The sequence below is a fragment of the Actinokineospora fastidiosa genome (assembly GCF_014648415.1).
GTDB lineage: Bacteria > Actinomycetota > Actinomycetes > Mycobacteriales > Pseudonocardiaceae > Actinokineospora > Actinokineospora fastidiosa.
The window spans coordinates 92,911-116,691 of record NZ_BMRB01000005.1 but is presented as its reverse complement, the minus strand read 5'-3'; the positions used below and the strand labels follow the sequence as shown (position 1 = coordinate 116,691).

The 23,781-nt window shown below is 74.5% G+C and carries 15 protein-coding genes; 10 read left to right on the top strand and 5 right to left on the bottom strand.

Translation table 11 applies throughout. The features are described from left to right. Positions 1–10: 10 nt before the first annotated feature. From IEY98_RS24970 to IEY98_RS24945, 6 genes are all read left to right on the top strand, one after another. Positions 11–1,114 (top strand): fatty acid desaturase family protein, encoded by a 1,104-nt coding sequence (locus IEY98_RS24970; protein WP_189213069.1) that lies wholly within the window; start codon positions 11–13, stop codon positions 1,112–1,114. Continuing rightward, positions 1,115–7,681, top strand: a complete 6,567-nt coding sequence (locus tag IEY98_RS33190; RefSeq protein WP_189213068.1) for a type I polyketide synthase — start codon at positions 1,115–1,117, stop codon at positions 7,679–7,681. Continuing rightward, a complete protein-coding gene (locus tag IEY98_RS24960) occupies positions 7,678–8,649 on the top strand; it encodes an alpha/beta hydrolase (protein WP_189213067.1) in 972 nt (323 codons plus the stop codon). The genes IEY98_RS33190 and IEY98_RS24960 overlap by 4 nt, the downstream gene beginning before the upstream one ends. Before the next feature lie 13 nt (positions 8,650–8,662). Beyond that, the gene (locus tag IEY98_RS24955; protein ID WP_189213066.1) at positions 8,663–10,423 is read left to right on the top strand and encodes a fatty acyl-AMP ligase; all 1,761 of its coding nucleotides are present in this window, start codon (positions 8,663–8,665) and stop codon (positions 10,421–10,423) included. Continuing rightward, positions 10,420–11,880 (top strand): glycosyltransferase family 39 protein, encoded by a 1,461-nt coding sequence (locus IEY98_RS24950; protein ID WP_229787397.1) that lies wholly within the window; start codon positions 10,420–10,422, stop codon positions 11,878–11,880. The genes IEY98_RS24955 and IEY98_RS24950 overlap by 4 nt, the downstream gene beginning before the upstream one ends. A 589-nt stretch (positions 11,881–12,469) precedes the next feature. After that, the gene (locus IEY98_RS24945) at positions 12,470–13,387 is read left to right on the top strand and encodes a DMT family transporter (RefSeq protein WP_189213065.1); all 918 of its coding nucleotides are present in this window, start codon (positions 12,470–12,472) and stop codon (positions 13,385–13,387) included. Here IEY98_RS24945 and IEY98_RS24940 read toward each other — a convergent pair. Continuing rightward, positions 13,305–14,465, bottom strand: a complete 1,161-nt coding sequence (locus IEY98_RS24940; RefSeq protein WP_189213064.1) for a trans-sulfuration enzyme family protein — start codon at positions 14,463–14,465, stop codon at positions 13,305–13,307. The two genes, IEY98_RS24945 and IEY98_RS24940, sit on opposite strands and share 83 nt — an antisense overlap. A gap of 87 nt (positions 14,466–14,552) precedes the next feature. On the opposite strand from IEY98_RS24940, the gene IEY98_RS24935 reads away from it, so the two are divergent. Further along, positions 14,553–15,947 (top strand): aminotransferase-like domain-containing protein, encoded by a 1,395-nt coding sequence (locus tag IEY98_RS24935; RefSeq protein WP_229787395.1) that lies wholly within the window; start codon positions 14,553–14,555, stop codon positions 15,945–15,947. A 436-nt stretch (positions 15,948–16,383) separates the two neighbouring features. On the opposite strand, the gene IEY98_RS24930 is transcribed toward IEY98_RS24935, so the two are convergent. The 3 genes from IEY98_RS24930 to IEY98_RS24920 are packed head-to-tail and all read right to left on the bottom strand — an operon-like array spanning position 16,384 to position 18,137. Next, the gene (locus tag IEY98_RS24930; RefSeq protein ID WP_229787394.1) at positions 16,384–16,935 is read right to left on the bottom strand and encodes a GNAT family N-acetyltransferase; all 552 of its coding nucleotides are present in this window, start codon (positions 16,933–16,935) and stop codon (positions 16,384–16,386) included. A 41-nt stretch (positions 16,936–16,976) separates the two neighbouring features. Next, complete coding sequence (locus IEY98_RS24925) at positions 16,977–17,633, bottom strand: DedA family protein (protein WP_189213062.1); 657 nt, start codon at positions 17,631–17,633, stop codon at positions 16,977–16,979. 39 nt (positions 17,634–17,672) lie between these two features. Beyond that, on the bottom strand, positions 17,673–18,137 hold the full coding sequence (locus IEY98_RS24920) for a hypothetical protein (protein WP_189213061.1): 465 nt from the start codon (positions 18,135–18,137) through the stop codon (positions 17,673–17,675). Between the two features lie 136 nt (positions 18,138–18,273). Between IEY98_RS24920 and IEY98_RS24915 the strand changes: the two genes are divergently transcribed. Genes IEY98_RS24915 through IEY98_RS24905 form a run of 3 tightly spaced genes read left to right on the top strand, consistent with a single transcriptional unit; the run spans position 18,274 to position 21,875 of the window. Further along, a complete protein-coding gene (locus tag IEY98_RS24915) occupies positions 18,274–18,474 on the top strand; it encodes an MbtH family protein (RefSeq protein WP_189213060.1) in 201 nt (66 codons plus the stop codon). Further along, positions 18,475–20,130 (top strand): ABC transporter ATP-binding protein, encoded by a 1,656-nt coding sequence (locus IEY98_RS24910; RefSeq protein ID WP_189213059.1) that lies wholly within the window; start codon positions 18,475–18,477, stop codon positions 20,128–20,130. It abuts the gene before it with no gap. Beyond that, positions 20,127–21,875, top strand: coding sequence for an ABC transporter ATP-binding protein (locus tag IEY98_RS24905; protein WP_189213058.1), 1,749 nt, complete (start codon positions 20,127–20,129; stop codon positions 21,873–21,875). Before IEY98_RS24910 ends, IEY98_RS24905 begins: the two co-directional genes overlap by 4 nt. A 4-nt stretch (positions 21,876–21,879) precedes the next feature. On the opposite strand, the gene IEY98_RS24900 is transcribed toward IEY98_RS24905, so the two are convergent. Further along, positions 21,880–23,700 carry a 1-deoxy-D-xylulose-5-phosphate synthase gene (locus IEY98_RS24900; RefSeq protein WP_189213057.1) on the bottom strand — a complete coding sequence of 607 codons (1,821 nt, stop codon included), beginning with the start codon at positions 23,698–23,700 and terminating at the stop codon, positions 21,880–21,882. Positions 23,701–23,781: the final 81 nt, after the last annotated feature.

Genomic DNA, 23,781 nt, shown 5'->3' with positions numbered 1-23,781 from the left:
GGACGCCGTCATGGCCGCCCGCATCCCCCCGCTGACCCCCGAGCAGTTCGCCGAACTCGGCCGCGAGCTCGACGCGCTGCGCCGCGAGCTGGTCGCCGACCTCGGCGAGCCGGACGCCGCCTACCTCCGCCGGGTCGTGGCCGCGCAGCAGCGGTTCGAGGCGCTCGGCCGGGCGCTGCTGTGGGCGGGCTGGTTCCCGCCCGCGTGGGTGGCGGGCACGGCAGCGCTGTCGGTCTCCAAGATCCTCGACAACATGGAGATCGGCCACAACGTCATGCACGGCCAGTACGACTGGATGGGCGATCCCAAGCTCAACTCGAAGATGTTCGAGTGGGACACCGTGTGCCCGTCGGAGCAGTGGCGGCACACGCACAACTACGTGCACCACACCTACACCAACATCATCGGCAAGGACCGCGACATCGGGTACGGCCTGCTGCGCATGGTCGACGCGCAGTATTGGCGGCCGTACTACCTGGGCAACCCGGTCTACGCCTTCCTGCTCATGGTGTTCTTCGAGTGGGGCGTCATGCTGCACGACCTGGAGCTCGACCGGCTAATGACCGGGCGCCGGTCGTGGGCGTCGACCAAGGCCCTGCGCAGGCGGATGTGGGAGAAGAGCGGCAGGCAGGCGCTCAAGGACTACGTGCTGTTCCCGCTGCTGAGCGGTCCCGGCGCGCTGGCGACCCTGACCGGCAACGCGGTCGCCAACCTGGTCCGCAACCTGTGGGCGTTCAGCATCATCTTCTGCGGGCACTTCCCCGAGGGCGTGGCCGACTTCACCCAGGAGGAGTGCGAGAACGAGACGCGCGGGCAGTGGTACTACCGGCAGCTGCTGGGCTCCAGCAACATCACCGGCGGGAAGCTGTTCCACGTGCTGACGGGCAACCTCAGCTTCCAGATCGAGCACCACCTGTTCCCGGACATCCCCGCCCGCCGGTACCAGGAGATCGCGCCGAGGGTGCGGGAGATCTGCCAGCGGTACGGCCTGCGGTACAACACCGGGCCGCTGGGCAGGCAGATCGGCAGCGTGTGGCGGAAGATCTTCCGGCTGGCCCTGCCGCCGCGCCCGGTCGGGCGCTCGGAGCTGTCGGCGATCCCGAAGGCGGCGTGAGTGGGCGCGCCCGGCGGTGAGCGGGAGTGGCGCGGCTGGCTGGCGGACTGGCTGACCGGGCTGCTCGGGCGGCCGGTCACGGCCGAGGACCTGGACCGGCCGCTGCACGAGTTCGGCGTGTCGTCGCGCTCGGCGACCATGCTGGCCGCGCGGATCGGCGAGCTGATCGGCCGCGACCAGCCGTCTACTTTGGTCTGGTCGGCGCCGACGATCGCCGACCTCGCGCGCACGCTCGCCCACGGCGACGCGCCGATCGACCCCGCGCGGGCTCGGACGGCGGAGCCGATCGCGGTGGTGGGCCTGGCCTGCCGCTTCCCCGGGGCGGCGTCCGCCGACGCGTTCTGGTCGTCGCTGATCGACGGGCGCTCGGCGATCTCGACCGTGCCCGTGGGCCGGTGGGAGCAGTTCGCGCCCCGGGTGGCCGAGCACGGGCTGCCGCGCTTCGGCGGCTTCCTCGACGACATCGCCGGGTTCGACGCGGAGTTCTTCGGCATCAGCCCGCGCGAGGCCGAGCTGATGGACCCGCAGCAGCGCCTGCTGCTGGAGGTCGTCTGGGACGCGCTCGCGCACGCGAACATCCCGCCGGACTCGGTGCGGGGCAGCGATTGCGGCGTGTTCGTCGGCCTGTCGGCCACCGAGTACGGCCAGCTGACCATGACCGACCTCGACCGCGTCGAGGCGTGGTCGGCCACGGGCGCCGCCGCGGCGCTGGCGGCCAACCGCGTCTCCTACGCCCTCGGCGCGCACGGCCCGAGCGTCACCACGGACACGGCGTGCTCGTCGTCCCTGGTCGCCGTGCACCTGGCGATGAGCGCGCTGGCCGACGGGGACGCGTCGATGGCCGTCGTGGGCGGGGTCAACCTGCTCCTCTCGCCCGGGATCACCGCCACCTTCCACCGGGCGGGCGCGCTGGCCGCCGACGGGCGGTGCAAGCCGTTCGACGCCTCGGCCGACGGGATCGTCCGGGGCGAGGGCTGCGGCGTGGTCGTCCTCAAGCGGCTCGACGACGCCCGGCGCGCGGGCGACCGGATCCTGGCCGTGCTGCGGGGGAGCGCGGTCAACTCCGACGGCCGGTCCAACGGGATCATGGCGCCCAACCCGATCGCCCAGCAGCGCCTGCTGACGAGCGCGTACGCCAAGGCGGGCGTGACGGCGGGCGCGGTGGACTACGTCGAGGCGCACGGCACCGGCACGCTGCTCGGCGACCCGATCGAGGCGGGGGCGCTGTCCTCGGTGCTCGGCGTGGGCCGGGACCCGCAGCGGCCGCTGCTGATCGGGTCGGTCAAGGGCAACCTGGGGCACCTGGAGGGCGCGGCGGGCATCGCCGGGCTCATCAAGGTGGTGTTGGCGATGCGGCACTCCCGCATCCCGGCGAGCCTGAACTTCACCGAGCCCAACCCGCACGTCGACTTCTCCGCGCTGCGCGTGGTGACCGAGGAGACGGACTGGCCTCGGTATCCGGGGGTGGCGCGCGCGGGCGTGTCGGCGTTCGGGTTCGGCGGCGCCAACGCGCACGTGGTGGTGGAGGAGTGGCCGCGGGGCATCCCCGCGCCGGACGTCTGGGACCGGCCGAGGGTCGTCGCGCTGTCGGCGCGGTCGGTCGAGCGGCTGCGCGACCGCGCCCGCGCGCTCGCCGACTGGCCCGGCGACATCGTCGCCCCGGCCGTGCTGCACGCCGCCGACCCCGGTCCGGTGCGGGCGGCGGTGCCCGCGCGGGACGCGGACGAGCTGCGCGAGCGCCTGCGCGCCATCGCCGACGGCGGCACGGCCTTCACCGGCTCGGGGGCGTGGTCCGACCCGGTGTTCGTCTTCTCCGGGCACGGCTCCCAGTGGTCGGGGATGGCCCGGCGGCTGCTCGCCGACGAACCGGCCTTCGCCGCGGCCGTCCGGACGCTGGACCCGGTGTTCACCGAGGTCACCGGGTCCGGGCTGGTCGCGCTCACCGAGGCCGACGGCCTGGCCGCCCGGCAGCTCGCGCTGTTCGGCACGCAGGTGGCGATGGTCGAGCTGTGGCGCTCGTACGGCGTGCGGCCCGCTGCGGTGATCGGCCACTCGATGGGCGAGGTGGCCGCGGCGGTGGCCGTCGGGGCGCTGTCTCCTGTGGACGGTCTGCGGGTGATGTGGCACCGGTCCCGCCTGCTGGCGGCGGTCCACGACGCCGGGGGCGGCGCGATGGCGGTGGTCGAGGCGGCACCGGAGGAACTGGACGACTTCCCGGGCGTGACCGTCGCCGTCTACGGCTCGCCCACGCAGTGCACGGTCACCGGGCCGGCGGAGCAGGTGGCGGCGCTGGTCGAGCGGGTCGGCGGGCGCGGCGGGCTCGCCCGGACGCTGCCGGTCACCGGGGCGGGCCACTCCGCGGCCGTGGACCCGATGCTGGACCGGCTCCGCTACGCACTGGGCGCGCTGCGGCCCCGCGGCACGGCCACGCCGTGGTACTCGACGGTGCTGGACGACCCGCGCGCCCGTCCCGCGTTCGACAACGCCTACTGGGCGGCCAACCTGCGCCGCCCGGTCCGCTTCACCCAGGCGGTCGCCGCCGCCCTGCGCGACGGGCACCGCGCCTTCGTCGAGATCGCCCCGCACCCGGTCGCCACGGCCGCGATCGAGCAGACCGCGGCGGGCCTGGCCGTCACGGTGATCCCCACCCTGCGCCGCGCACCCGACGACGACTTCGCCACCGCCCTCGCCGCCGTGCACGCCCACGGACACCCGGACGCCCTGCGACGCCGCTACCCGGACCGCCTGGTGGCCGACCTGCCGCCACCGGTGTGGCGGCGCCGCCGGTACTGGGCGTCGACCCCGCCACCGCGCTCCGGGCACCCGTTCCTGGGCAGGCGGGCGGAGATCCCGGGCACCACCGACGTGGTCTGGTCCGGCCGGGTCGGGACGGCCGAGCACCCCTGGCTGGCCGAGCACCCCGCGCACGGGGTCCCGGTGCTGCCGGTCGCGGCTGCCGTCGAACTGCTGCTGGCGGTGGCCCAGGACCTAGGCCACCCACCCGCCCTCCGCGACGTCGTCCTGCACCGCCTCCTGCCGCTGGAGGAGGACACAGAGGTGTCGGTGGTCGCCGAAGGCGAGCACCTGACGATCTCCGCGCGCTCCAGGCAGAACTGGACCACGGTGGCTACTGGGTCTATTGAGGACAACCGCGGTGCGGACGGCGAGACGGACTCCGTGGCCGCCGCCGGCCTGGGTGAGGGCGGAGGGATCTCCTCCCGGTCGGGCGGTGAATCGGTCTCGGTGGCTGGTGCGGGTGGGCCCGGTGGGAGCGCCTTCCCGTCGGGTGGTGGGTCGGACTTGGTGGCGGGCGGAGATGGGTCCGGTGGGGGGTTCTTCCGGTCGGGTGGTGGGTCGGACTTGGTGGCGGGCGGAGATGGGTCCGGTGGGGGGTTCTTCCGGTCGGGTGGTGAGTCCGTCTCGGTGGCTGGTGCGGGTGGGTTCGGTGGGAGTGCGTTCTCGCCGGGTGGTGGGTCGGACTTGGTGGCGGGCGGTGGGAGGTTCGTCCCGTCGGGCGGTGAGTTGGTCTCGGTGGTGGGTGGGGGTGGGTCCGGTGGGGGTGTCTTCCCGTCGGGCGGTGAATCGGACTTGGTGGCTGATGGGGGTGGGGCTGGCGGAGGCGTCTTTCGGTCGGGCTCGGTTTTGGTGGGCGGCGCGGGCGTGGGTGGGGCCGATCGAGACTTCTCCCGGTCAGGGCATGACGTGGCTGTCGAGCAGCCCAGGGGGGCGGGGTTCGTCCTCCATCCCGAGTTGGGTGAGGCCGCGCTGCGGGTGTTGGTCGGGGTGGGGGAGCGGCGGGCCGGCCGGATCGGGCGGGTGCGGGTGCTCGGTGATCCGCGTCGGGCCACTCGGGCGACGGCCGGTGCCGGGGGCGTGTGGCTCAGCGACGCCGACGGGGTGGCGCTGGTGTCCTTCGAAGGCGTGGAGCTGGACGAGGTGCGGCGTGCCGACGTCCCGTTCACCCCGCGCAGGCTTGCCTACCAGGCGGAGTGGGCGCCCGCCGAGCCCAGGTCCGGCGGTGCGCGGCTGGCCTGGGTGCTGCTCGTGGCCGACGGGGTCGATCCCGCCGAGGTCGTCGCCGGGCTGGGGCCGGACTGCAGGGTATTGCCCCTGTCCGCGCGCGGCGACCTCGTCGCGGCCGTCGGTGACGGGACCGGGGTCGGCGTCGCGGTCCTGCCCGGATCGCCCGCCGACCTCGGGGCCGCGCGGGCGGTGGTGCTGGCCGTCGCCGAGGTCGTCCGCGACCTCGTGGCGCTGCCGCACGCACCCCGCCTGTGGATCGCGACCCGGGACGCCGCGATCGTCCGACCGGGCGAGGCAGGCCAGCCGAACGTCGCCGCCCTCCGCGGACTGGTCCGGGTCCTCGCCTTCGAACACCCCGAACTCCGAGCAACCTGGGTAGACACCGACACCGACGCCGCCATCGCCGGAGAACTGACCGCCGACACCCCCGACGACGAAACCGCCTGGCGCGGCAACCAGCGCTACACCCGCAAACTCACCCGCGCCCACCTGCCCGACCGGGACGCGCCGGTCGTGCGGGCTGGTGCCTACTTGGTCTCCGGTGGTCTCGGCGCGCTCGGCATCGTCGTCGCCCGCTGGCTGGCTGAGCACGGCGCGAGCCGTGTTGTGTTGTCCAGTAGGCGGATGACGCCCGACGCGCGGGTGGCGGTGGATGGGATCGGGTGTGAGGTCGAGGTCGTGCTCGGGGACATCGCCGAGCCCGGGGTGGCCGAGCGGATGGTGCACGCCGCCGGGCCGCACCCGGTGCGGGGCGTGGTGCACGCGGCCGGGGTGCTCGCCGACGGGGCCGTGCTCGCGATGACCGCGGCTGACCTGGCCGCGGTCTGGTGGGCGAAGACCGAGGGCGCGCTTCGCCTGCACGAGGCGTGCCAGGGCGTCGAGTTGGACTGGTGGTTGGCCTACTCCTCCGCGGCGGCCCTCTTCGGCTCCCCCGGCCAGGCCGCCTACGCCACCGCCAACGCCTGGCTCGACGCCTTCACCGGGTGGCGGCGGGCACGAGACCTGCCCGCCGCCACCATCCAGTGGGGCGCCTGGGCCGACGCCCCCGCCAACCCCGTGCTGGAGCCGATGCCGACCGAGGAGGGCACGGCCGCCCTGGCCGCCGTCCTCGCCTCGGGCCGAGGGGAGACCGGGATCAGCAGGCTCGACGCCGACACCGTGCTGGAGCTGTTCCCGCGCATCGCCGAGCGGCCGTTCTTCGCCCTCCTCGCGGGGAACCGGCCCGCGGCCGGGCCGTGGGCAGGCATCGACGCCCTGCGCACGCTCGCCGTGGACGACCCCGAACGCGCCAGGACCGTCATCGGGGAGCACGTGCGCGCGGTCGTCGCCGAGATGATGGGCCTCGCCCCCGACCTGCTGCCCCCGGACACCGCGCTCACCGCGCTCGGGATGGACTCGCTGCTGGCGATGCGCGCCAGGGCGGCCGTCGAGCGCGACTTCGGCGCCACCATCCCGCTGCCCCTGCTGCTGCGCGGCGCCAGCCTGGCCGACATCGCCGACCACATCGCGGGCGTGGCGCTCACCCCGGCGCGCCGCCCGGCCCGCCCGGGCACGCGGGACCTGGCCGAGCGCTGGGTCGCCCTGCGCTGGCGGCAGGTGCTGGGCGACGCCGAGGTCGCGGTGGACGAGCCGTTCCCGGGCGACGACGCCGCGGCGCGCAGGCTGGCAGCCGCGGTGACCGACGAACTCGGCGAGGTCGGCGACCTGTTCGCCGAGCCCACCATCGCCGGGATGGCCGACGTCGTGCGCGCCCGGCTCGAGGCGGGCGAGGGGACGGTGCGCCATCTCGGCGGCGAGGGCCCGCCGGTGTTCCTGTTCCACGCCGCGGGCAGCCCGACCGCCGCGTACCGGCCGCTGGCCCGGCTGCTGCCCACCGTCGCCTCCTACGGCCTCGAACGCCTGGATGACCTGTCCACTGTGGAGGAGAAGGCGGCGCGCTACGTCGAGCTGATCACCGAGCGGCAGCCCGAGGGGCCGTACCGGCTGGGCGGCTGGTCGTTCGGCGGGATCCTCGCCTACGAGACCGCGCGGCTGCTCACCGCGCGCGGCGCGGAGGTCGGGCTGCTGTTCCTGATCGACACCATCCTGCCGTTGCGCGCGGGCGAGCACGACGAACTGCTGCGCCTGGCCCGGTTCACCGAGTACGTCGAGCAGACCTACCAGGTCGACCTCGGCCTGCCCGACCTCGCCGGGATGACGGAGGACGAGCGGTCCGCGCTGGTCATGGCCCGGCTGCGGGAACGCGTGTCCCGGATGGGCGACGCGGTGCTGGAGCACCAGCAGACGTCCTTCGCCGACGCCCGCATCGCCGAGCGCTACACCCCGAGCCCGTACGCGGGCCCGGTCCTGCTGTTCCGGGCCAAGGACCCGCACCCGCTCACCACCACCCTCGACCCCCGCTACCTGCGCACCGACGACGCGCTGGGCTGGGACGAGTTCTGCCCCGCCCTGGAGGTCGTCGCGGTGCCCGGCGACCACATCAGCGTGATCGACCCGCCGCACGTCGCCGTGGTCGCCGACCGGATCGCCCGGGAGCTGACATGAACCGACGAGCCGCCGTCCTCGCCGCCGTCACGCTGGCGGCCGCGCTCACGCCCACCGCCGCGGCGCAGCCGGTGTCCGCCGACGACGGCGCCCGCGTCGTCGCGGAGACCCGCGTCGACGAGCGCACGATCGACCTGCGCGTCGAGTCCCCCGCGCTCGGCGCGACCGCGCCCGTGCGGCTGCTGGTCCCGCAGGGCTGGGAGCCCGGCGCCGGGCGGTCGTGGCCGGTGCTCTGGCTGCTGCACGGCTGCTGCGAGCCCGCCGACTACGAGTCCTGGACCCGCTTCACCGACGTGGCCGCGTTCACCGCTGATCAGCCGGTGCTGGTCGTGATGCCCAGCGGCGGCGCCATCGGCATGTACAGCGACTGGTGGAACTGGGGTCTGTCCGACCGGCCCGACTGGCGCGAGTTCCACATGGTGGAGCTGTGGCAGATCCTCCAGCGCGGCTACGGCGCGGGCGACCGGGCCGCCATCGCGGGGCTCTCCATGGGCGGCTACGGCGCGCTGGAGTACGCCACCCGCTTCCCCGGCCGCTTCGGCGCCGTCGCCTCCTACAGCGCGGCGCCGAACGTGCTCGCCCCCGGGCTGCCCGAGGTCACCCAGCTGAACCTGATCTCCCAGGGCTTCCCGGTCTGGGGCCTGCTCTGGGGCGACCCGTGGCTCAACCGCGCCCGCTGGCGCGACCACAACCCGTACGACAAGGTCGACCTGCTGCGCGGCGCCCGGCTCTACATCTCCGCGGGCGACGGCGCCCGCGGCCCGCTCGACGACGCGGGCAAGCCCATCGTGCCCGGCCTGCTGGAGTCCGTGGCGCTGACCAACTCCCGCGGGTTCGCCGACAAGCTGCGCCGCTCCGGCATCCCCGCCACCACAGACTTCTACACCCCCGGAACGCATTCCTGGCCGTACTGGGAACGCGCGTTGCGCCGATCGTGGCCCGTCCTGGCCGACGGCCTGGGCATCTAACGGAGGAACCCACATGACCATGCCTTCCCAGCTGCGCCGGACCGACGTCTCCGACCTCGGCGCCGACTCCCTGCCCGCCGCGCTCGCCCGGTGGGCGCGGGAGCGCACCGACGAGCGGGCGGTCACCTTCGTCGACTACCAGTCCGACGCGGACGGTGTCGCGGTATCGCTGACGTGGCGCGAGCTCGACGCCCGGGTGGACGCCGTCGCGGCGTGGTGCGCGGGCCGGGCCGAGCGGGGCGACCGGGTCGCGGTGTTGGTGGAGCAGTCCGCTGAGTACGTCGTGGCCTTCCTCGGCGCGCTGCGGGCCGGACTGGTCGCGGTGCCGCTGTTCCCGCCGTCGCCGCTGCCCGGGCACAACGACCGGCTCGCGGGGGTGCTGGCCGACTGCGGCCCCAGGATCGTGCTGACCACGCGCGAGCAGGCCGACGGGGTGGAGCTGTTCCTGCGCGAGCGCAAGCTCTCCGGGCCCCGGCTGGCCGCGGTCGACGTGCTGCCGCAGGCGGCGTTCGACCCGGTCCCGCTGGCCGCGGACGACCTGGCGTACCTGCAGTACACGTCCGGCTCGACGCGCGCGCCCGCCGGGGTGATGATCACGCACGGGAACGTCGTCGCCAACGCCCGGCAGGGGTACGCCGCCTACGAGTGCGACGCGGCGACCACCTCGGTGAGCTGGCTGCCGCTGTTCCACGACATGGGCCTGGTCGTCGGCCTCGCCGTGCCGGTGCTGGGCGGCTTCGCGGCCACGCTGATGGACCCGCTGGCGTTCCTCATCCGGCCGCAGCGCTGGCTGCAGCAGCTGGCGGCCACGCCGGGACCGGCCGTCAGCGCCGCGCCGAACTTCGCCTACGGCTACGTCGCCTCCCGCACCACGGAGGCGGAGAAGGCCGAGCTGCGGCTGGACCACGTGGTGTCCCTCGGCGACGGAAGCGAGCCCGTGCTGCCCGCCACGCTGGCCGCCTTCTACACGAAGTTCGCCGACTGCGGACTGGCGCCGCGCATGCACCGGCACACCTACGGGTTGGCCGAGGCGGTCGTGATGATCTCCGTGTCGCCTGCGGGGAGCCCGCCCCGGCAGCGCACGTTCGACCGGGCCAGCCTGGCCGCCGGTCGGGCGGTGCCGGTGGAGCCGGGGGCGGAGCACGGCTCGACGCTGGTGTCCGCGGGCAGGCCGGTGGACCAGAAGCTGCGCATCGTCGACCCGGAGACCGGATTGGTGCTGCCGGACGGGCGGGTCGGCGAGATCTGGTCCAGCGGCGCGAACGTCGGCGTGGGCTACTGGGGGCGGGAGTCGGCCGAGGTGTTCGAGGCCGTGGCGACCGACGCCGACGGCGAGCCGGTCGCGCCCTACCCGGGCCGCGCGGGCTGGCTGCGCACCGGCGACCTCGGCGTGGTGCTGGACGGGGAGCTGTTCATCACCGGGCGCATCAAGGACCTGATCATCGTCGACGGGCAGAACCACTACCCGCAGGACATCGAGGTCACCGTCGAGCAGGCCCACCCGGCGATCCGCAGGCACACCGTGGCCGCGTTCGCCGTGGCCGGGCCGAGCGGCGAGCAGGCCGTGGTGGTCGCCGAGCGGGCCAAGCAGGTGGCCGCCGCCGACGTCGACACCGCCGAACTGACCGCGGCGGTCCGGGCCGCTGTGTCCCAGGCGCACGGCCTGGCGCTGCGGGAGGTGAAGCTGCTCGAACCGGGGGCGGTGCCGCGCACGTCCAGCGGCAAGATCCAGCGCTCGGCCTGCCGTGCCCGCTACGCCGAGGGCACTCTTTGACCGCGCCGCCGTTCGCCCGCGGGCCGGTGCTGGCCATCGCGGGCGCGGTCGGCGTGGTCCTGCTCGCGGTCAGCGGCCGCTTCGGCTACTTCGGCGACGAGCTGTACTTCTTGGCCACGGGCCGCTACCACCCCGCGTGGGGGTACGCGGACAACCCGTGGCTGCTGCCGACGCTGGCGCGGGCGCTGGACTGGCTGTTCCCCGGCTCCGTGGTCGGCCTGCGGCTGCTGCCGCTGCTGCTGACCTCGCTCGGGGTGGTGGTGTCGGCGCTGATCGCCCGCGAGTTCGGCGGCGGGGCGAAGGCGCAGGTGCTCACCGCGGGGGCGTACGCGCTGGCGTGGCAGATCCTGGCGTCCGGCCACGTGCTGGCCACGTCCACTGTGGACCCGTTCGCCTGGGTGCTGGTGAGCTGGCTGGTGGCGCGGTGGATCAGGGTCCGGTCCGACGGCCTGCTGTGGTGGGCGGGCGTGGTGACGGCGGTGGCGATGCAGGGCAAGTTCCTGATCGCGTTCCTCTGGCTCGCGCTCGCGGCGGGCGCGCTGATCGCGGGCCCGCGCGACCTGCTCCGCCGCCCCGCGCTGTGGGCGGGCGGGGCGCTCACCCTCGCCGCGACCGTGCCCACCCTGCGCTGGCAGGCGGCCAACGACTGGCCGTACCTGCTGATGCACGACGTGGTCGCCGAGCAGAACGCCCGCCTGCTCGGCGGCTCGGTGGCGATGGTCCCGCTGGCCGTGGTGATGGCGGGCCTGGTGGGCGCTTTCCTGGCCTGCCACGGGGTCTACAGCCTGTTCCGCTCGCCGGAACACCGGCTGTTCGGGTGGGCGGCGGTGGTGGTGACGGTGCTGTTCGTGCTCACGGCGAGCCGGTACTACTACGTGGCGGGGCTGTACGCGGTCCTGTTCGCCGCGTCCGCGGTGCGCATCGAGCAGCACGGCATCGCCCGCTGGTGGCGGTGGGTGCCGACGTGGCCGGTGTACGCGCTGTCGGTGCCGATCGCGGTGTACCTGTGCCTCCCGGTCCGCCCGTCGAACGGCTGGACGGGGGTGGACCTGGTGGACTTCGTGGCCAGCGGCAGCCACGGCTGGCCCGAGCTCGCCGAGACCGCCGCCACCGCCTACCACGCCCTCCCGACCCGGGAGAACACCGCGATCATGGGCGACTCGTACTGGCAGTCAAGCGCCCTGGACGTCTTCGGTCGGCCACTGGGCCTGCCGAGGGCCTACGGACCCGAACGCGGGTACTGGTACACGGGCACGCCACCCGCGACCACGACCCAGGTCCTCTACGTCGGAGGCACGCGCGACTGGCTCACCCGCCACTTCACCGACGTCCACCAGGTGTCGACGGTCCGACTGGAGACCCCGGCGCAGACGGCGAACCAGGGGGTGCCGGTGTACGTGTGCACCGGACCACGGGCGCCGTGGCCGGAACTGTGGGACCGCATGCACCGCCCGTGAGGTGTGGTGACCGAGAGACCGGTGGCGGGTTCGGCGGTCGGCTTTGGTGAGGGCAGGCGGGGGTGGGGGTGTTGGGTGGAGTTGTGGGGTTGGGTTCGGTGGGGGCTGGTGGGGGTTGGTGTGTTGGGTGGGAGTTGTGGGGTCGGCTTGGTGAGGGCAGGCGGGGGTGGGGGTGTTGGGTGGGAGTTGTGGGGTCGGCTTAGGGAGGGCTGGTGGGGTTGGTGTGTGGGGTGTGTGAGGTTGGCTTCGGCGAGGGCTGGGGTTGGTGCGTCGGGTGGGAGTTGTGGGGGTCGGCTTTGGTGAGGGCTGGCGGGGGTTGGGTGCGCCAGGCGCGAGGCTGGCGGTCAGAGTGGGGTCCGCTCGAAGAATGCCTGCCCGGCCCCGCGCGCCGCGGTGGTCCTCGGCATAAAGGCGGTGGTCGATGCCCGACCGGCCGCTATAGTTCCCGTCGTGCACCGGTTGTTCACGATCACTCCGCCGCCCGCCGCCTAGGGCGGGGCGGGGCTAGGGCTGCGGCGGTCGTCGTCGCGGCCGTTGGCGTGCGCTCCGCGGAAGAACGCAATCGTTCCTCTGACGTCGGAGCACATCCTTGTCTTCCACCAGATCCCTTCTCCTTCTCGTGCTCGCGGGCCTGCTCTGGGGCACCGGCGGGCTGGCGGGCGCGCTGCTGCAGTCCCGCACCGGGCTGCACCCCGTCGCCGTGGCGGCGTATCGGCTGTTGATCGGCGGCGGGCTCGCCACCCTGGCGTTGGCCGCGGCCGTCCGGGGCGTTCCGCGCACCGCTGCCGTCGGGCGCAGGTTGCTCGCCGTGGGCGGGCTCGTGGCGTTCTTCCAGGCCGGGTACTTCGGCGCCGTCGAGCTGATCTCGGTCAGCACGGCGACGCTGCTGACCATCGGCAGCGTGCCGGTGTTCGTCGCCGTCGCGTGCCGGGACCGGCGGGGGCGGACGCTCGTCGCCGTCGGGCTCGCCGTGGTCGGGCTCGCGCTGTTGGCGGGCGGGCCGATCACCGGCGACCTCCGGCGGACGGCCGTGGGCGTGGCGCTCTCGCTGGCCGCCGGGGCGGGCTTCGCCGCCGTCACCGTGGTCACCCGGCGGCCCATCCCCGGCTTGGGCGGCGGGGTGACCACCGCGCTCGGCCTGCTGCTCGGCGGTCTGCTGCTGCTCCCGCTCGCCCTGCCGCTGGGCATGGCCGTCCCGCTGCGCGCCGACGTGCTGGTGACCGCGGCGTTCCTCGGCGTCGTCCCGACCGCCGTGGCCTACGGCGCGTACTTCGCGGGACTGCGCGGCGCGCCCGCCGTCACCGCCGCCGTGGCGAGCATGCTCGAACCGCTCACCGCGACCGTGCTGGCCGTCATCCTGCTGGACGACCGGCTGACCGCAGCGGGGGTCGTCGGGGCCTGCCTGCTCGCGGTCGCGCTGGTGCTCACGGCAGTGCCTGCGCGATATCGGCCCACAGGTCGTCCGGGTGTTCCAGGCCCAGCGCGATCCGGACCGTCCCGGCGGTGACGCCCGCCCGGGCCAGCACGGCCGGGTCGACCGAGCGGTGGCTGGTGGTCGCCGGGTGCATCGCCACGGTCTCCGGGCCGCCCAGCGACCCGGCGTTGAGGATCAGCCGCAGCCGGTCGAGGAACGCGTGCGGGGCGGCCAGGTCGAGGGCCAGCGTGCCGCCGTAGCCGCCGTCCAGCAGCTTGGTGGCGCGGGCGTGGCTGGGGCTCGCGGCCAGGCCGGGGTAGTGCACCGTCGCCACGGCCGGGTGCTCGGCCAGCCGCGAGGCCATCTCGGCCGCGGTCGAGCACGCCGCGGCCACCCGCAGGGACAGCGTCTTCATGCCGCGGATCACCAGCCACGCGGCGAACGGGTCCATGGCCGCGCCCAGCGTCACCGCCTGCCGCCACGTCCGCCGGTGCAGGTCGGCGTCGGCGAACACGGCGACGCCGCCGATCACGTCGTGGTGGCCGCCGAGGTACTTCGTCGCGGAGTGCACGACCACGTCCGCGCCGAACTCCAGCGGCCTGCACAGCATCGGCGTGGCGAAGGTGTTGTCCACGACGGTGGCCACCCCGGCCGCCCGGGCCGCGGCGACGAGCCCGGGCAGGTCGGGGACCACGCACGTCGGGTTGGCGATCGTCTCCATGACGAGCAGGCGCGTCCGCGGCCGCAGCGCCGCGGTCAGCTCGGCCGGGTCGTCCCCGGGGATGGAGGACACGGTGATGCCCCACCGCTCCGCGAGCCCGCTCAGCGCGGCGTGGGTGCCGCCATACAGCGCTTCCTGGACGATCACGTGGTCGCCCGCGCGCAGCAGCGCGAACAGGACCGCGTTGATCGCGCTCATCCCCGATCCGGTGGCGAGCCCGGCGACCCCGCCCTCGAGGTCGGCGAGCCCGTCCTCCAGCGCGCGCACGGTCGGGTTGCCGTAACCGCTGTAGAGGAACGCCTGGTCGGGGCCGGTGAACGCGGCGGCGAGCTCGGCAGCGGTGTCGAAGGCGAAGATCGCGTTCTGGTAGAGCGGCACGCCCACCGGTCGCCCCTCGACGGGGGTGGGCACGCTCATCCGGGTGGCGCGGGTCGCGGGGTGCTGGGTCATGACCTCCACCCTGGAGCAGCCCGCGGCGGCCGCGAAGGTCCAATCGGGGGCAATTGGTTTGCCCGTGAGGCCACTACGCTGCCGGGTGTGCGGGTGTCGCTGGAGGAGCTGCGGTCGCGGCTGGGCCGCTGGTCGGCCGGTCGCGGGCCGTTGTCGGTGCTGCTGGCGGCCCGGCTGCGGCAGATGATCGACGACGGCGAGCTGGTCCCCGACGCCGTGCTCCCGCCGGACCGGACGCTCGCCGCCGGGCTCTCCGTCGGCCGGACCACCGTGGTCGCCGCCTACGACCTGCTCGCCCAGGAGGGCCGGATCGTCCGGCGGCAGGGCAGCGGCACCCGGGTCGCGCCCGCCCCGGCCCCGCTGCGCAGGCGCGACACGGCCAACCCGCTGTTCCGGCACCTGCTGGAGCCCGCCGACCACGTCATCCAGCTCGTCTGCGCCGCCCCGGACGCCATGCCCGCCGTCGTGGCCGACGCCTACGCCACCGCTCTGCGGCGCGGGATCACCGACGACATCGGCTACCACCCCGCGGGCCACCCCCGGTTGCGCGCCGCCCTTGCCGAGCGGTACGCGGTCGACCCGGCGACCGTCCTGGTGACCACCGGCGCGCAGCAGGCGCTCTCGCTCATCGCGTCGGCGCTGGTCGCGCCGGGCGACCGGGTCGTGGTGGAGGCTCCGACGTATCCCGGCGCGCTGGAGGTCTTCCGCGACGCCGCCGCCGTGCTGCGGCCCGTGCCGACCACAATGGACGGTCTTGATGTCGGCGCGCTCGTGCGTGCGCTGGGGGAGCGGCCCGCGCTCGCCTACCTCGTGCCGACCAACCACAACCCGACCGGCACCTCCGTGTCCGACCTCGCCCGCAGGCGCATCGCCGCGGCGGCGGCCGGGACGGTGATCGTCGAGGACGAGGCCCTGGCCGACCTGGGCTTCACCGAGCCGCTGCCCGCGATCTTCCGGTACGCCCCGGACCGCGTGCTCACCATCGGCTCGCTCGCCAAGACCGTCTGGGGCGGCCTGCGGATCGGCTGGGTGCGCGGCCCTGAGCCGCTGATCCGCAGGCTGGCCAGGGCCAAGGCGGTGCACGACCTCGGCACGGACGTGCCAGCCCAACTCGCCGCGGCCGAGCTGGTGTCCACTTTGGATGACTTGCGCGCCCAGCGGGCCGCGCTCCTGCGACACCGCCACGACCACCTCTGCGCCCTGCTGCGCGACCTCCTGCCCACCTGGCGCTTCCGCCCAGCCGACGGCGGCCAGACCCTCTGGGTGGAACTACCCCACGGCGACGGCAACTCCTACGCCCAGACCGCCCTCCGCCACGGCGTCGCCGTCCTCTCCGGCACCACCCTCGACCCCAACGGCGACAGCGCCCGTTTCCTCCGCATCCCGTTCCTGTCCCCACCCGACGTCCTCACCGACGCGACCCAACGCCTGGCCAGCGCGTGGCGGGAGTATGCAGCGGGCCCGCGGTCATTGGTGGGTTGAGGGACGGCGACCGCGCAAACGTTTGAAACGAGGGTCCGCGAGCTTGCCCGTTAGCTGGGCTATTGGGCAGAAACGGCCGCAGACCAGGACTGCGGTCGCTGGTCGGCGAAGGCCGCCCGCTCGTCACGGCCGCGGGCCGAAGCCGCAACAAACAAAGAAAGCCAGCCGATCAGCGACGACAGCGCGGCGCACGGAACTGCTTTCCGCCGCTCGGCCGACTGCTCACGGCCCCTGGCACCTGCAGAGGCGGGCGCTGTCCATGCTTCCTCACTGTCGACACCGGTTGGCCACCCACCGCTCTCCCACCCACGGTCGCCGCCACCGGTCGGCAGCGTGCAGCGCAGAGCCGGGGCATCGGTCGGAGCGGAGTGGTTGTCAGGCGTCAGCGCTGCCGGAGTCGGGGTGCTCGTCGGAAGCCGGGTCCGCCTGCCGAGCGTCACCGGTCGACCGGGCGGTCGAACTGGTAGACGTGGTGCTCCCGGTCGTCGATGGGGTTCTCCGGTTCCATCTCCACCGTCGCGATGCGCCTGGCGCCTGCTTTCTCCAGGGCTCGCCAGGATGCCCTGTTGGCCGCGACGATCGGGATGATGATGACCGTCGCGTCCGGGTAGTCGGTCCAGGTGCGGGCCACCGCCCAGCGGATGAGGCGGGTGCCCAGGCCCTTGCCGGTGCGGTGCGGGTCGCCGATGAGGTAGTCGATCGTCATGGTGTCCAGCGGGGTGGGGACCGCCGCGGACAGCTGGTCGAACTCGTCGGCGTAGTCGGCCACGCGGCAGCGCTGGAACAGGGCGACCGGCTCGCCATCCACCGAGACCAGCCAGTCCTCGCCGGGCTCATCGCCGCGGGCGGCGGCGCCGAAGTCGCGCTCCACCGCCTCCGGGGTGAACTCGTGGTGCCACCAGCGGTGCACGTGCGGCTGGGCCAGCCACTCGGCCAGCAGCGGGAAGTCGGCGGGCGTGACGCGGCGCCAGTCGATCCGGTTCTCCACCCGCCGACGGTAGTACGGCGCATCCACCGCGAGCATCCGATTTAGCGCGCGTGCTCCCGATGACGCTTGCGCACGCGCTTGACCACGAACCACACGACCGCCGCGCCCACGCCGATGAACACCACTGTCTGGAAGATCGACGCGTACTGGTCCACCACGTGCCAGTTCGCGCCCAGCAGGTAGCCCGCGACGACGAAGACGCTGTTCCACACCAGACTGCCCAGCGTGGTGAGCAGCAGGAAGACGGCGAAGTTCATCCGCTCCACCCCGGCGGGCAGCGAGATCAGGCTGCGGAACAGCGGCACCATCCTGCCGAAGAACACCGCCTTGGTCCCGTGTCTGGCGAACCACCGCTCCGTGCGGTCGAAGTCCTCGACGTCCAGCAGCGGGATGCGCCTGATCAGCGCCCGCGTGCGGTCGCGGCCGAGCAGCATGCCGAGCACGTAGACCACGACCGCGCCCGCCACCGAGCCGACCGTCGTCCAGATGAGCGCCGCGAGCAGGCTGAACGCGCCCTGGCTCGCCGAGAACCCCGCGAGCGGCAGCAGGAACTCGCTGGGCAGGGGCGGGAACACGTTCTCCAGCGCGAGCAGCAGCGCGGCGCCGAACCCGCCGAGGGCGTCCATGACGTCGACCGCCCATCCGGCCAGGCCGCCCACCGGCTCCTGGGCGGCGTCGGCGAGCACGAGGTCAGGCATGGGCGCTTCTCCCGGGGTAGGTGGTCGACAGGTGGTGGGCTACCCCATTCCGCTCCCGGAATCCCCCGGCACCGCCGCGGGCGTGGCCTCGTGCCCGGGTTGCCCCGGGGTGCGGCGGTCGCGCTTGAGCCCGGCCTCCCAGAGGTGCCGCAGCCCGCCGGTCAGCTCCCGGCCCTCGCGCTCGAACTCGCGGAACGGCTCGTAGTAGGTGTCCTCGTAGTCCTCGACCACCTGGAACGTCCACCGCCCCGGCAGCACGTTGCGGCCGAGCAACTCGGTCTCCAACCGCGTGGCCAGCCCGCCGTGCCCGGCGTCGCGCAGGGCCTTCACGGCCTCCTCCAGCTTGAAGTCGGCCGACCCGGTCAGCTGGTGGAAGGCGTAGAGGTGGCCGTGCGCGATCTGCACGGTCTCCCACGCCTCGGTGAGCAGGCCGACGGCCTTGACGGTGGCGTCGTCGACGTCGATCTCACCGGTGAGGCGCGGGTCGCTGGGTTCAGGCTCCATGCCGGTCTAGTACCCCGTGTCCGCCGCCGCGATGTATGTCCGGCGCGGACAGGACAGTGACCGGGAGCACTGGGAGTAGTTTGGTAAGGCTTGCCTTGCTAAGTTCTCCGTGGTTCGGCGCTTGAGGAGGAGACCGGTGGCCAGCAACCCGTTCGACGACGAGTCCGGCACGTTCTACGTCCTGGTGAACGCCGAGGAGCAGCACTCGCTGTGGCCGACGTTCGCCGCGGTGCCGGAGGGCTGGCGCGTCGTGTTCGGGGAGGCCTCGCGCCAGGACTGCCTTGACTACGTCGAGCGGGAGTGGACCGACCTGCGGCCCAAGAGCCTGCGCGCCTGAATGGGCCTCCTGCGGCGCACGGTCGCCCGCAACGGCGGCAGGCTCTGGCCGGGAACCCTGCTGATCTGCCTGTTCCAGGCGTGTGAGGCGTTCGTGCCCGTGCTGATCGGCTACATCATCGATCAGGTCATCGCCGGCGGGGACGGGCTCGGCCTGGCGCTGTGGATCGGCGGGCTCGCCGGGCTCATCCTCGTGCAGACCTCGATGTACCGGCTGGGCGCGCGGCTGCTGATGCTCGCCATCGCGCACGAGAGCCACCGCCTGCGCGCCGAGGTGACCGAGCGCGTCCTCGACCCGCGCGGCATCCGCACCGACATGCGCGCGGGCGAGCTGCTGACGGTGTCGAGCACGGACACCGACAACACCTCCTACCTGCTCGACTACATCCCGCGAGTGGCGGGCGCGGTCACGGCCACCGCCGTCGCGGCCGTCACCCTGCTCTCGATCGACGTCGTGCTCGGCCTGGCCGTCCTCGTCGGCACGCCGGTCGTCCTGCTGGTCCTGCAGGTCGGCTCGCCCGCGATCACCCGGCGGGTCGCCGCCCAGCAGGAGGTCGCAGGCGAGGCGGCGGCGCTGGCGACCGACCTGGTCAGCGGCCTGCGCCCGCTGCGCGGCATCCGCGCGGAGGACGCCGCGCTGCGCCGCTACCGCGAGGTGAGCGGGCGGTCCCTGCGCGCCGCCGTGCGGGCGGCGGGCACCCAGGGCGGCTACCTGGCCGCGTCCAACGCCCTGTCCGCGCTGCTGGCCTGCGGGATCGCCCTGCTGGCCGGGTGGTTCGCGGTGCGCGGGGAGATCACCGTCGGCGAGTGCATCGTGGTGATCGGCCTGGCCCAGGTGCTCATCGAGCCGTTCGGCGTGCTGGCGATCGTGCCGGGCTTGGTCGCCGAGGCGCGCGCCTCCGCCGACCGCGTGTCCGCCGTCCTCACCGCGCCCACGTTGGTCGAGCCCGGCCCGGTCGACCGCGTCGAGAACGTCGAACTCAGCCTGTCCGGGGTGTCCTACCGGTCGCTGGACGGGCTCGACCTCACAGTCCGCCCGGGCGAGTTCGTCGGCGTCGTCGTGCGCGGCCCCGAGGACGGCGAGGCGCTGACCGCCCTCCTCGCGGGCCGGGCCGCCCCCGACACCGGCGAGGTCCGCCTCGGCGGCGTCCGCGTCGACACCCTCGACCTCGACCTGGCCCGCGCGACCGTGCTGGCCGAGCCGCACCACACCGACCTGTTCACCGGCACCCTGGCCGACAACCTCGGCCCGGCCGCCGACGCCGACCTGTCCCGCGCGCTGGCCGCGTCGGCCGCCGACCAGGTGGTCGCCGACCACCCCGACGGCCTCGACCAGCTGGTGGCCGAGCGCGGGACCACGCTCTCCGGCGGCCAGCGCCAGCGCATCGCCCTGGCCCGCGCGCTGCTGGCCAACCCCCCGGTCCTGGTGCTGCACGACCCGACGACGGCGGTGGACGCGGTGACCGAGCACGCCATCGCCCACGGCGTCCGTGACCTCCGCGCCGGGCTGTCCACGGTGGTGGTGACCAGCAGCCCCGCCCTGCTGTCGGTCACCGACCGGGTGGTCATGATCGACGGCGGCCGGGTCGTGGCCGAGGGCGTCCACCAGGAACTCGGCGCGAGCCACGAGTCCTACCGCGCGGCGGTGCTGCGGTGAGCGCGCTGCCGGTCGCGTCGCCGCGGGCCACCCGGTCGTGGCTGTGGGCGCGGCTGCGGGAACGACCGGGCGAGGTGGGCGCCGCCCTGCTGGTCGGGCTGGCCGGGGCGGGCGCGCTCGTCGTGCCGCCGTACGCCCTCGGCGTGCTGATCGACCGGGTGAGCGGCGGGGGCGCGATCGCGCCGATCGCGGTGGTGATCCTGGTGGCGGCGGTCGTCGGCGGGCTGGCGTCCGGGCTGACGGCGTACCTGGTGGGCAGGCTCGGCGGACGGGTGCTCGCACACGCCCGCGAGGCCACGGTGGCGCGCGTGCTGACCCTGCCCGCCACGACGATCGAGCGCACGGGCAAGGGCGACCTCCTGTCGCGGGTCAGCGCGGACGTGGCGACCGTGGGCAAGGCGGCGTCGGACGTCATCCCGACGGTCCTGTCCGCGTTCCTGCTCGGCGTGATGAGCCTGGCCGGGATGGCGGCGCTGGACTGGCGGCTCGGCCTGGCCGGGCTGGTCGCGGTCCCGCTCTACGTGGCCGCCCTGCGGTGGTACCTGCCCAAGGCCGCGCCCGGGTACGCCGAGCAGCGCGCCGCGGTGGGGGAGCGGTCGCGGCTGATGGTGGAGAGCATGCAGGGCGTGCGGACCGTGCACGCCTACCGGCGGGAGGTCGAGCACCTGCGGCGCATCGACGCCGCGTCGGCGCACTCGCGCGACATCTCCGTGCACGTGTTCTCGTACTTCACCCGGTTCGTCACCCGGGTCAACATCGCCGAGTTCGGCGGGATCGCCGCGATCCTCGTCGCCGGGTTCCTCCTGGCCCGCGCGGGCGCGGTGACCGTCGGCGAGGTGTCCGCCGCGGCCTTGCTGTTCCTGCGGCTGGTCGGCCCGGTCTCGATGCTGCTCTACACCTTCGACGAGGTGCAGTCCGCGGTCGCGAGCCTGGCCCGGCTGGTCGGCGTGATCGGCCTGCCCGGCCAGCCGGAGACCGCGTCGGCGACGGCCCGGCCCGTCGACGCCGGGCTCGAACTCGCCGACGTGCGGTTCAGCTACGACGGCGGCACACCCGTCCTGCACGGCGTCAGCCTGCGCGTGGAACCCGGCGAGCGGGTGGCGCTGGTCGGCTCGACCGGCGCGGGCAAGTCCACTGTGGCCGCGATCGCCGCTGGCGTGCTGCGCGGCCGCGAGCTGACCGGGAAGGTGCTGCTCGGCGGGGTCCCGATGGCCGACATCCCGACGGAGGCGCTGCGCGGGCAGGTGGCCATCGTCAGCCAGGAGACCCACGTCTTCGCCGGCCCGCTCGCCGCCGACCTGCGGATGGCCCGGCCGGACGCCACCGACGACGACATCGCCGCCGCCCTGGGCGCGGTGGGCGCGCTGGAGTGGGTCCGCGCCCTGCCGGACGGCTTCGCCACCGTCGTCGGCGAGGGCGGGCACGACCTGACCTCCGCGCAGGCCCAGCAGCTGGCGCTGGCCCGGCTGGTGCTGCTCGACCCGCCCGTCGCCATCCTGGACGAGGCGACGGCCGAGGCGGGCAGCCTCGGCGCCCGCGCGTTGGAGGAGTCCGCGCGCGCGGCCACCGAGGGGCGCACCACCCTGGTCGTCGCCCACCGCCTGACCCAGGCAGCAGGCGCGGACCGGGTCGTCGTCCTCGAACACGGCCGCGTCGTCGCCGAGGGCACCCACGCCGACCTGGTGGCCGAGGGCGGCCACTACGCCCGCCTGTGGCAGGCGTGGGAGGCCGACACCGCGACCTGACCCGCTATCGCCGTCGTGCGGGCTGGACGCGGCGTGGCGGCGGGACCGGCGGGCGGGCGCCCGCGCCGAGCAGGCCGAGGACCGTGCGGGCGATGCCGGACGCGTCGAGTCGGTGCCCGCGCAGGACCTCCGGCCTCGGGCCCGGGGGCAGGAACGCGGCGGGGAGCCCCAAGGCGTGCGCGGGGGTCGTCACGCCCGCGTCGGCGACGGCCTGGGCGAGGCGGACCCCCACGCCGCCGACGCGGGTGTTGTCCTCGACGGACACCACCAGGCGGTGGGAGTCCGCGAGGGCGACCAGCGCCGGGTTCGGCGGACTGACCCAGCCCGGATCGCACACCGTCACCCCGACGCCCTGGTCGGCGAGCTTCAGGGCGGCCCGCACGGCGGTGACCGCCATCGGGCCGACCGACACGAGCAGGACATCGCGGGCGGTGGACTCGTGCAGCACGGCCAGTCCGTCCCGTTCGCGCACCGCGGGCACGTCGGGGCCGGTGGCGCCGTCGGGGAAGCGCAGCACGGTCGGGCCGTCGGCGGCGACGGCATCGGCGAGCAGCGCGCGCAGCCGCCGCGCGTCCCGCGGCGCGGCGATCCGCAGCCCGGGCACGGCCTGCAGCAGCGACAGGTCCCACATCCCGTGGTGGCTCGGCCCGTCGACCCCGGTCACCCCGGCGCGGTCGAGCACGAGCGTCACCGGCAGGCCGTGCAGCGCCACGTCGAGCAGCACCTGGTCGAACGCGCGGCTGAGGAACGTCGCGTGCATGGCGACCACCGGGTGCATGCCGCCCATCGCCAGCCCCGCCGCGCACGCCACCGCGTGCGGCTCGGCGATGCCGACGTCCAGCACCCGGTCGGGGTAGGCCTCGGCGAACGCGGTCAGGCCGGTGGCGCGCTGCATCGCCGCGGTCAGGCACACGATGTCGGGCCTGCGCGCGCCCAGGTCGAGCAGCGCGTCGCCGAACACGGAGGTCCAGGTGGGACCGGCAGGGCCGGGGCCGGGGGGCGACACGGCGTGCATCCGGTCGACGGCGTCGTCCTCGGCGGGCGGGTGGCCCCTGCCCTTCGTCGTCACGCAGTGCACGAGCACCGGACGGCCCATCGACCGCGCCTTGCCCAGCGCCTCCTCCAGCCTGCCGATGTCGTGGCCGTCCACCGGTCCCACGTACGACAGGCCCAGGTTCTCGAACACCGAGAGCCGGAAGTCGCCGCCGTGCTCGCGCAACTGCGCCAGGTGCGCGCCGACCGCGCCGACGGTGGGCGCGTCCGAGCGGCCGTTGTCGTTGAGCACGATCACCACCGGCCGCCCGCCGACGGCGAGGGTGTTCAGCGCCTCCCAGCTCATCCCGCCGGTCAGCGCGCCGTCGCCGACGACGGCCACCACGACGCCGCCCGAGCGCCCGCGCAGCGCGGCAGCCCGCGCCAGACCGTCCGCATAGGACAGCGCGGTGCAGGCGTGTGAGTTCTCCACCAGGTCATGCGGCGACTCGGCGCGGCTCGGGTAGCCGGAGAGCCCGCCCGGCTGGCGCAGCAGCGGGAAGTCCCCGCGCCTGCCGGTCAGGATCTTGTGCACGTAGCTCTGGTGCCCGGAGTCGAACAGGATCGCGTCGCGCGGGGAGTGGAACACCCGGTGCAGGGCGATCGTCAGCTCGACGACGCCGAGGTTCGGGCCGAGGTGCCCTCCGGTGCGCGAGACCGTCTCGACCAGCAGCGCGCGGATCTCCTCGGCCAGGCCCGGCAGCGCGCAGGCGGGCAGGGCGCGCACGTCGTCGGGGCGGTGGATCCTGTCCAGCGTCGACCCGGCCGAGACCCGGGGATCGGTGGCGGTCATCACGGGCCTTCCGAAGGGGGAGGAGATCGGCGGCAAGTCGATTCCCTGTGGACGTTGTCGGCAATCCACCCGAAAGGGCTT

Bases quoted from the DNA above. Each gene is read 5' to 3' on its own strand.
- IEY98_RS24970 (WP_189213069.1), top strand. From the start codon at position 11: ATGGCCGCCCGCATCCCCCCGCTGACCCCCGAGCAGTTCGCCGAACTC.
- IEY98_RS24960 (WP_189213067.1), top strand. From the start codon at position 7,678: ATGAACCGACGAGCCGCCGTCCTCGCCGCCGTCACGCTGGCGGCCGCG.
- IEY98_RS24955 (WP_189213066.1), top strand. From the start codon at position 8,663: ATGACCATGCCTTCCCAGCTGCGCCGGACCGACGTCTCCGACCTCGGC.
- IEY98_RS24940 (WP_189213064.1), bottom strand. From the start codon at position 14,465: ATGACCCAGCACCCCGCGACCCGCGCCACCCGGATGAGCGTGCCCACC.
- IEY98_RS24925 (WP_189213062.1), bottom strand. From the start codon at position 17,633: ATGCCTGACCTCGTGCTCGCCGACGCCGCCCAGGAGCCGGTGGGCGGC.
- IEY98_RS24920 (WP_189213061.1), bottom strand. From the start codon at position 18,137: ATGGAGCCTGAACCCAGCGACCCGCGCCTCACCGGTGAGATCGACGTC.
- IEY98_RS24910 (WP_189213059.1), top strand. From the start codon at position 18,475: ATGGGCCTCCTGCGGCGCACGGTCGCCCGCAACGGCGGCAGGCTCTGG.
- IEY98_RS24900 (WP_189213057.1), bottom strand. From the start codon at position 23,700: ATGACCGCCACCGATCCCCGGGTCTCGGCCGGGTCGACGCTGGACAGG.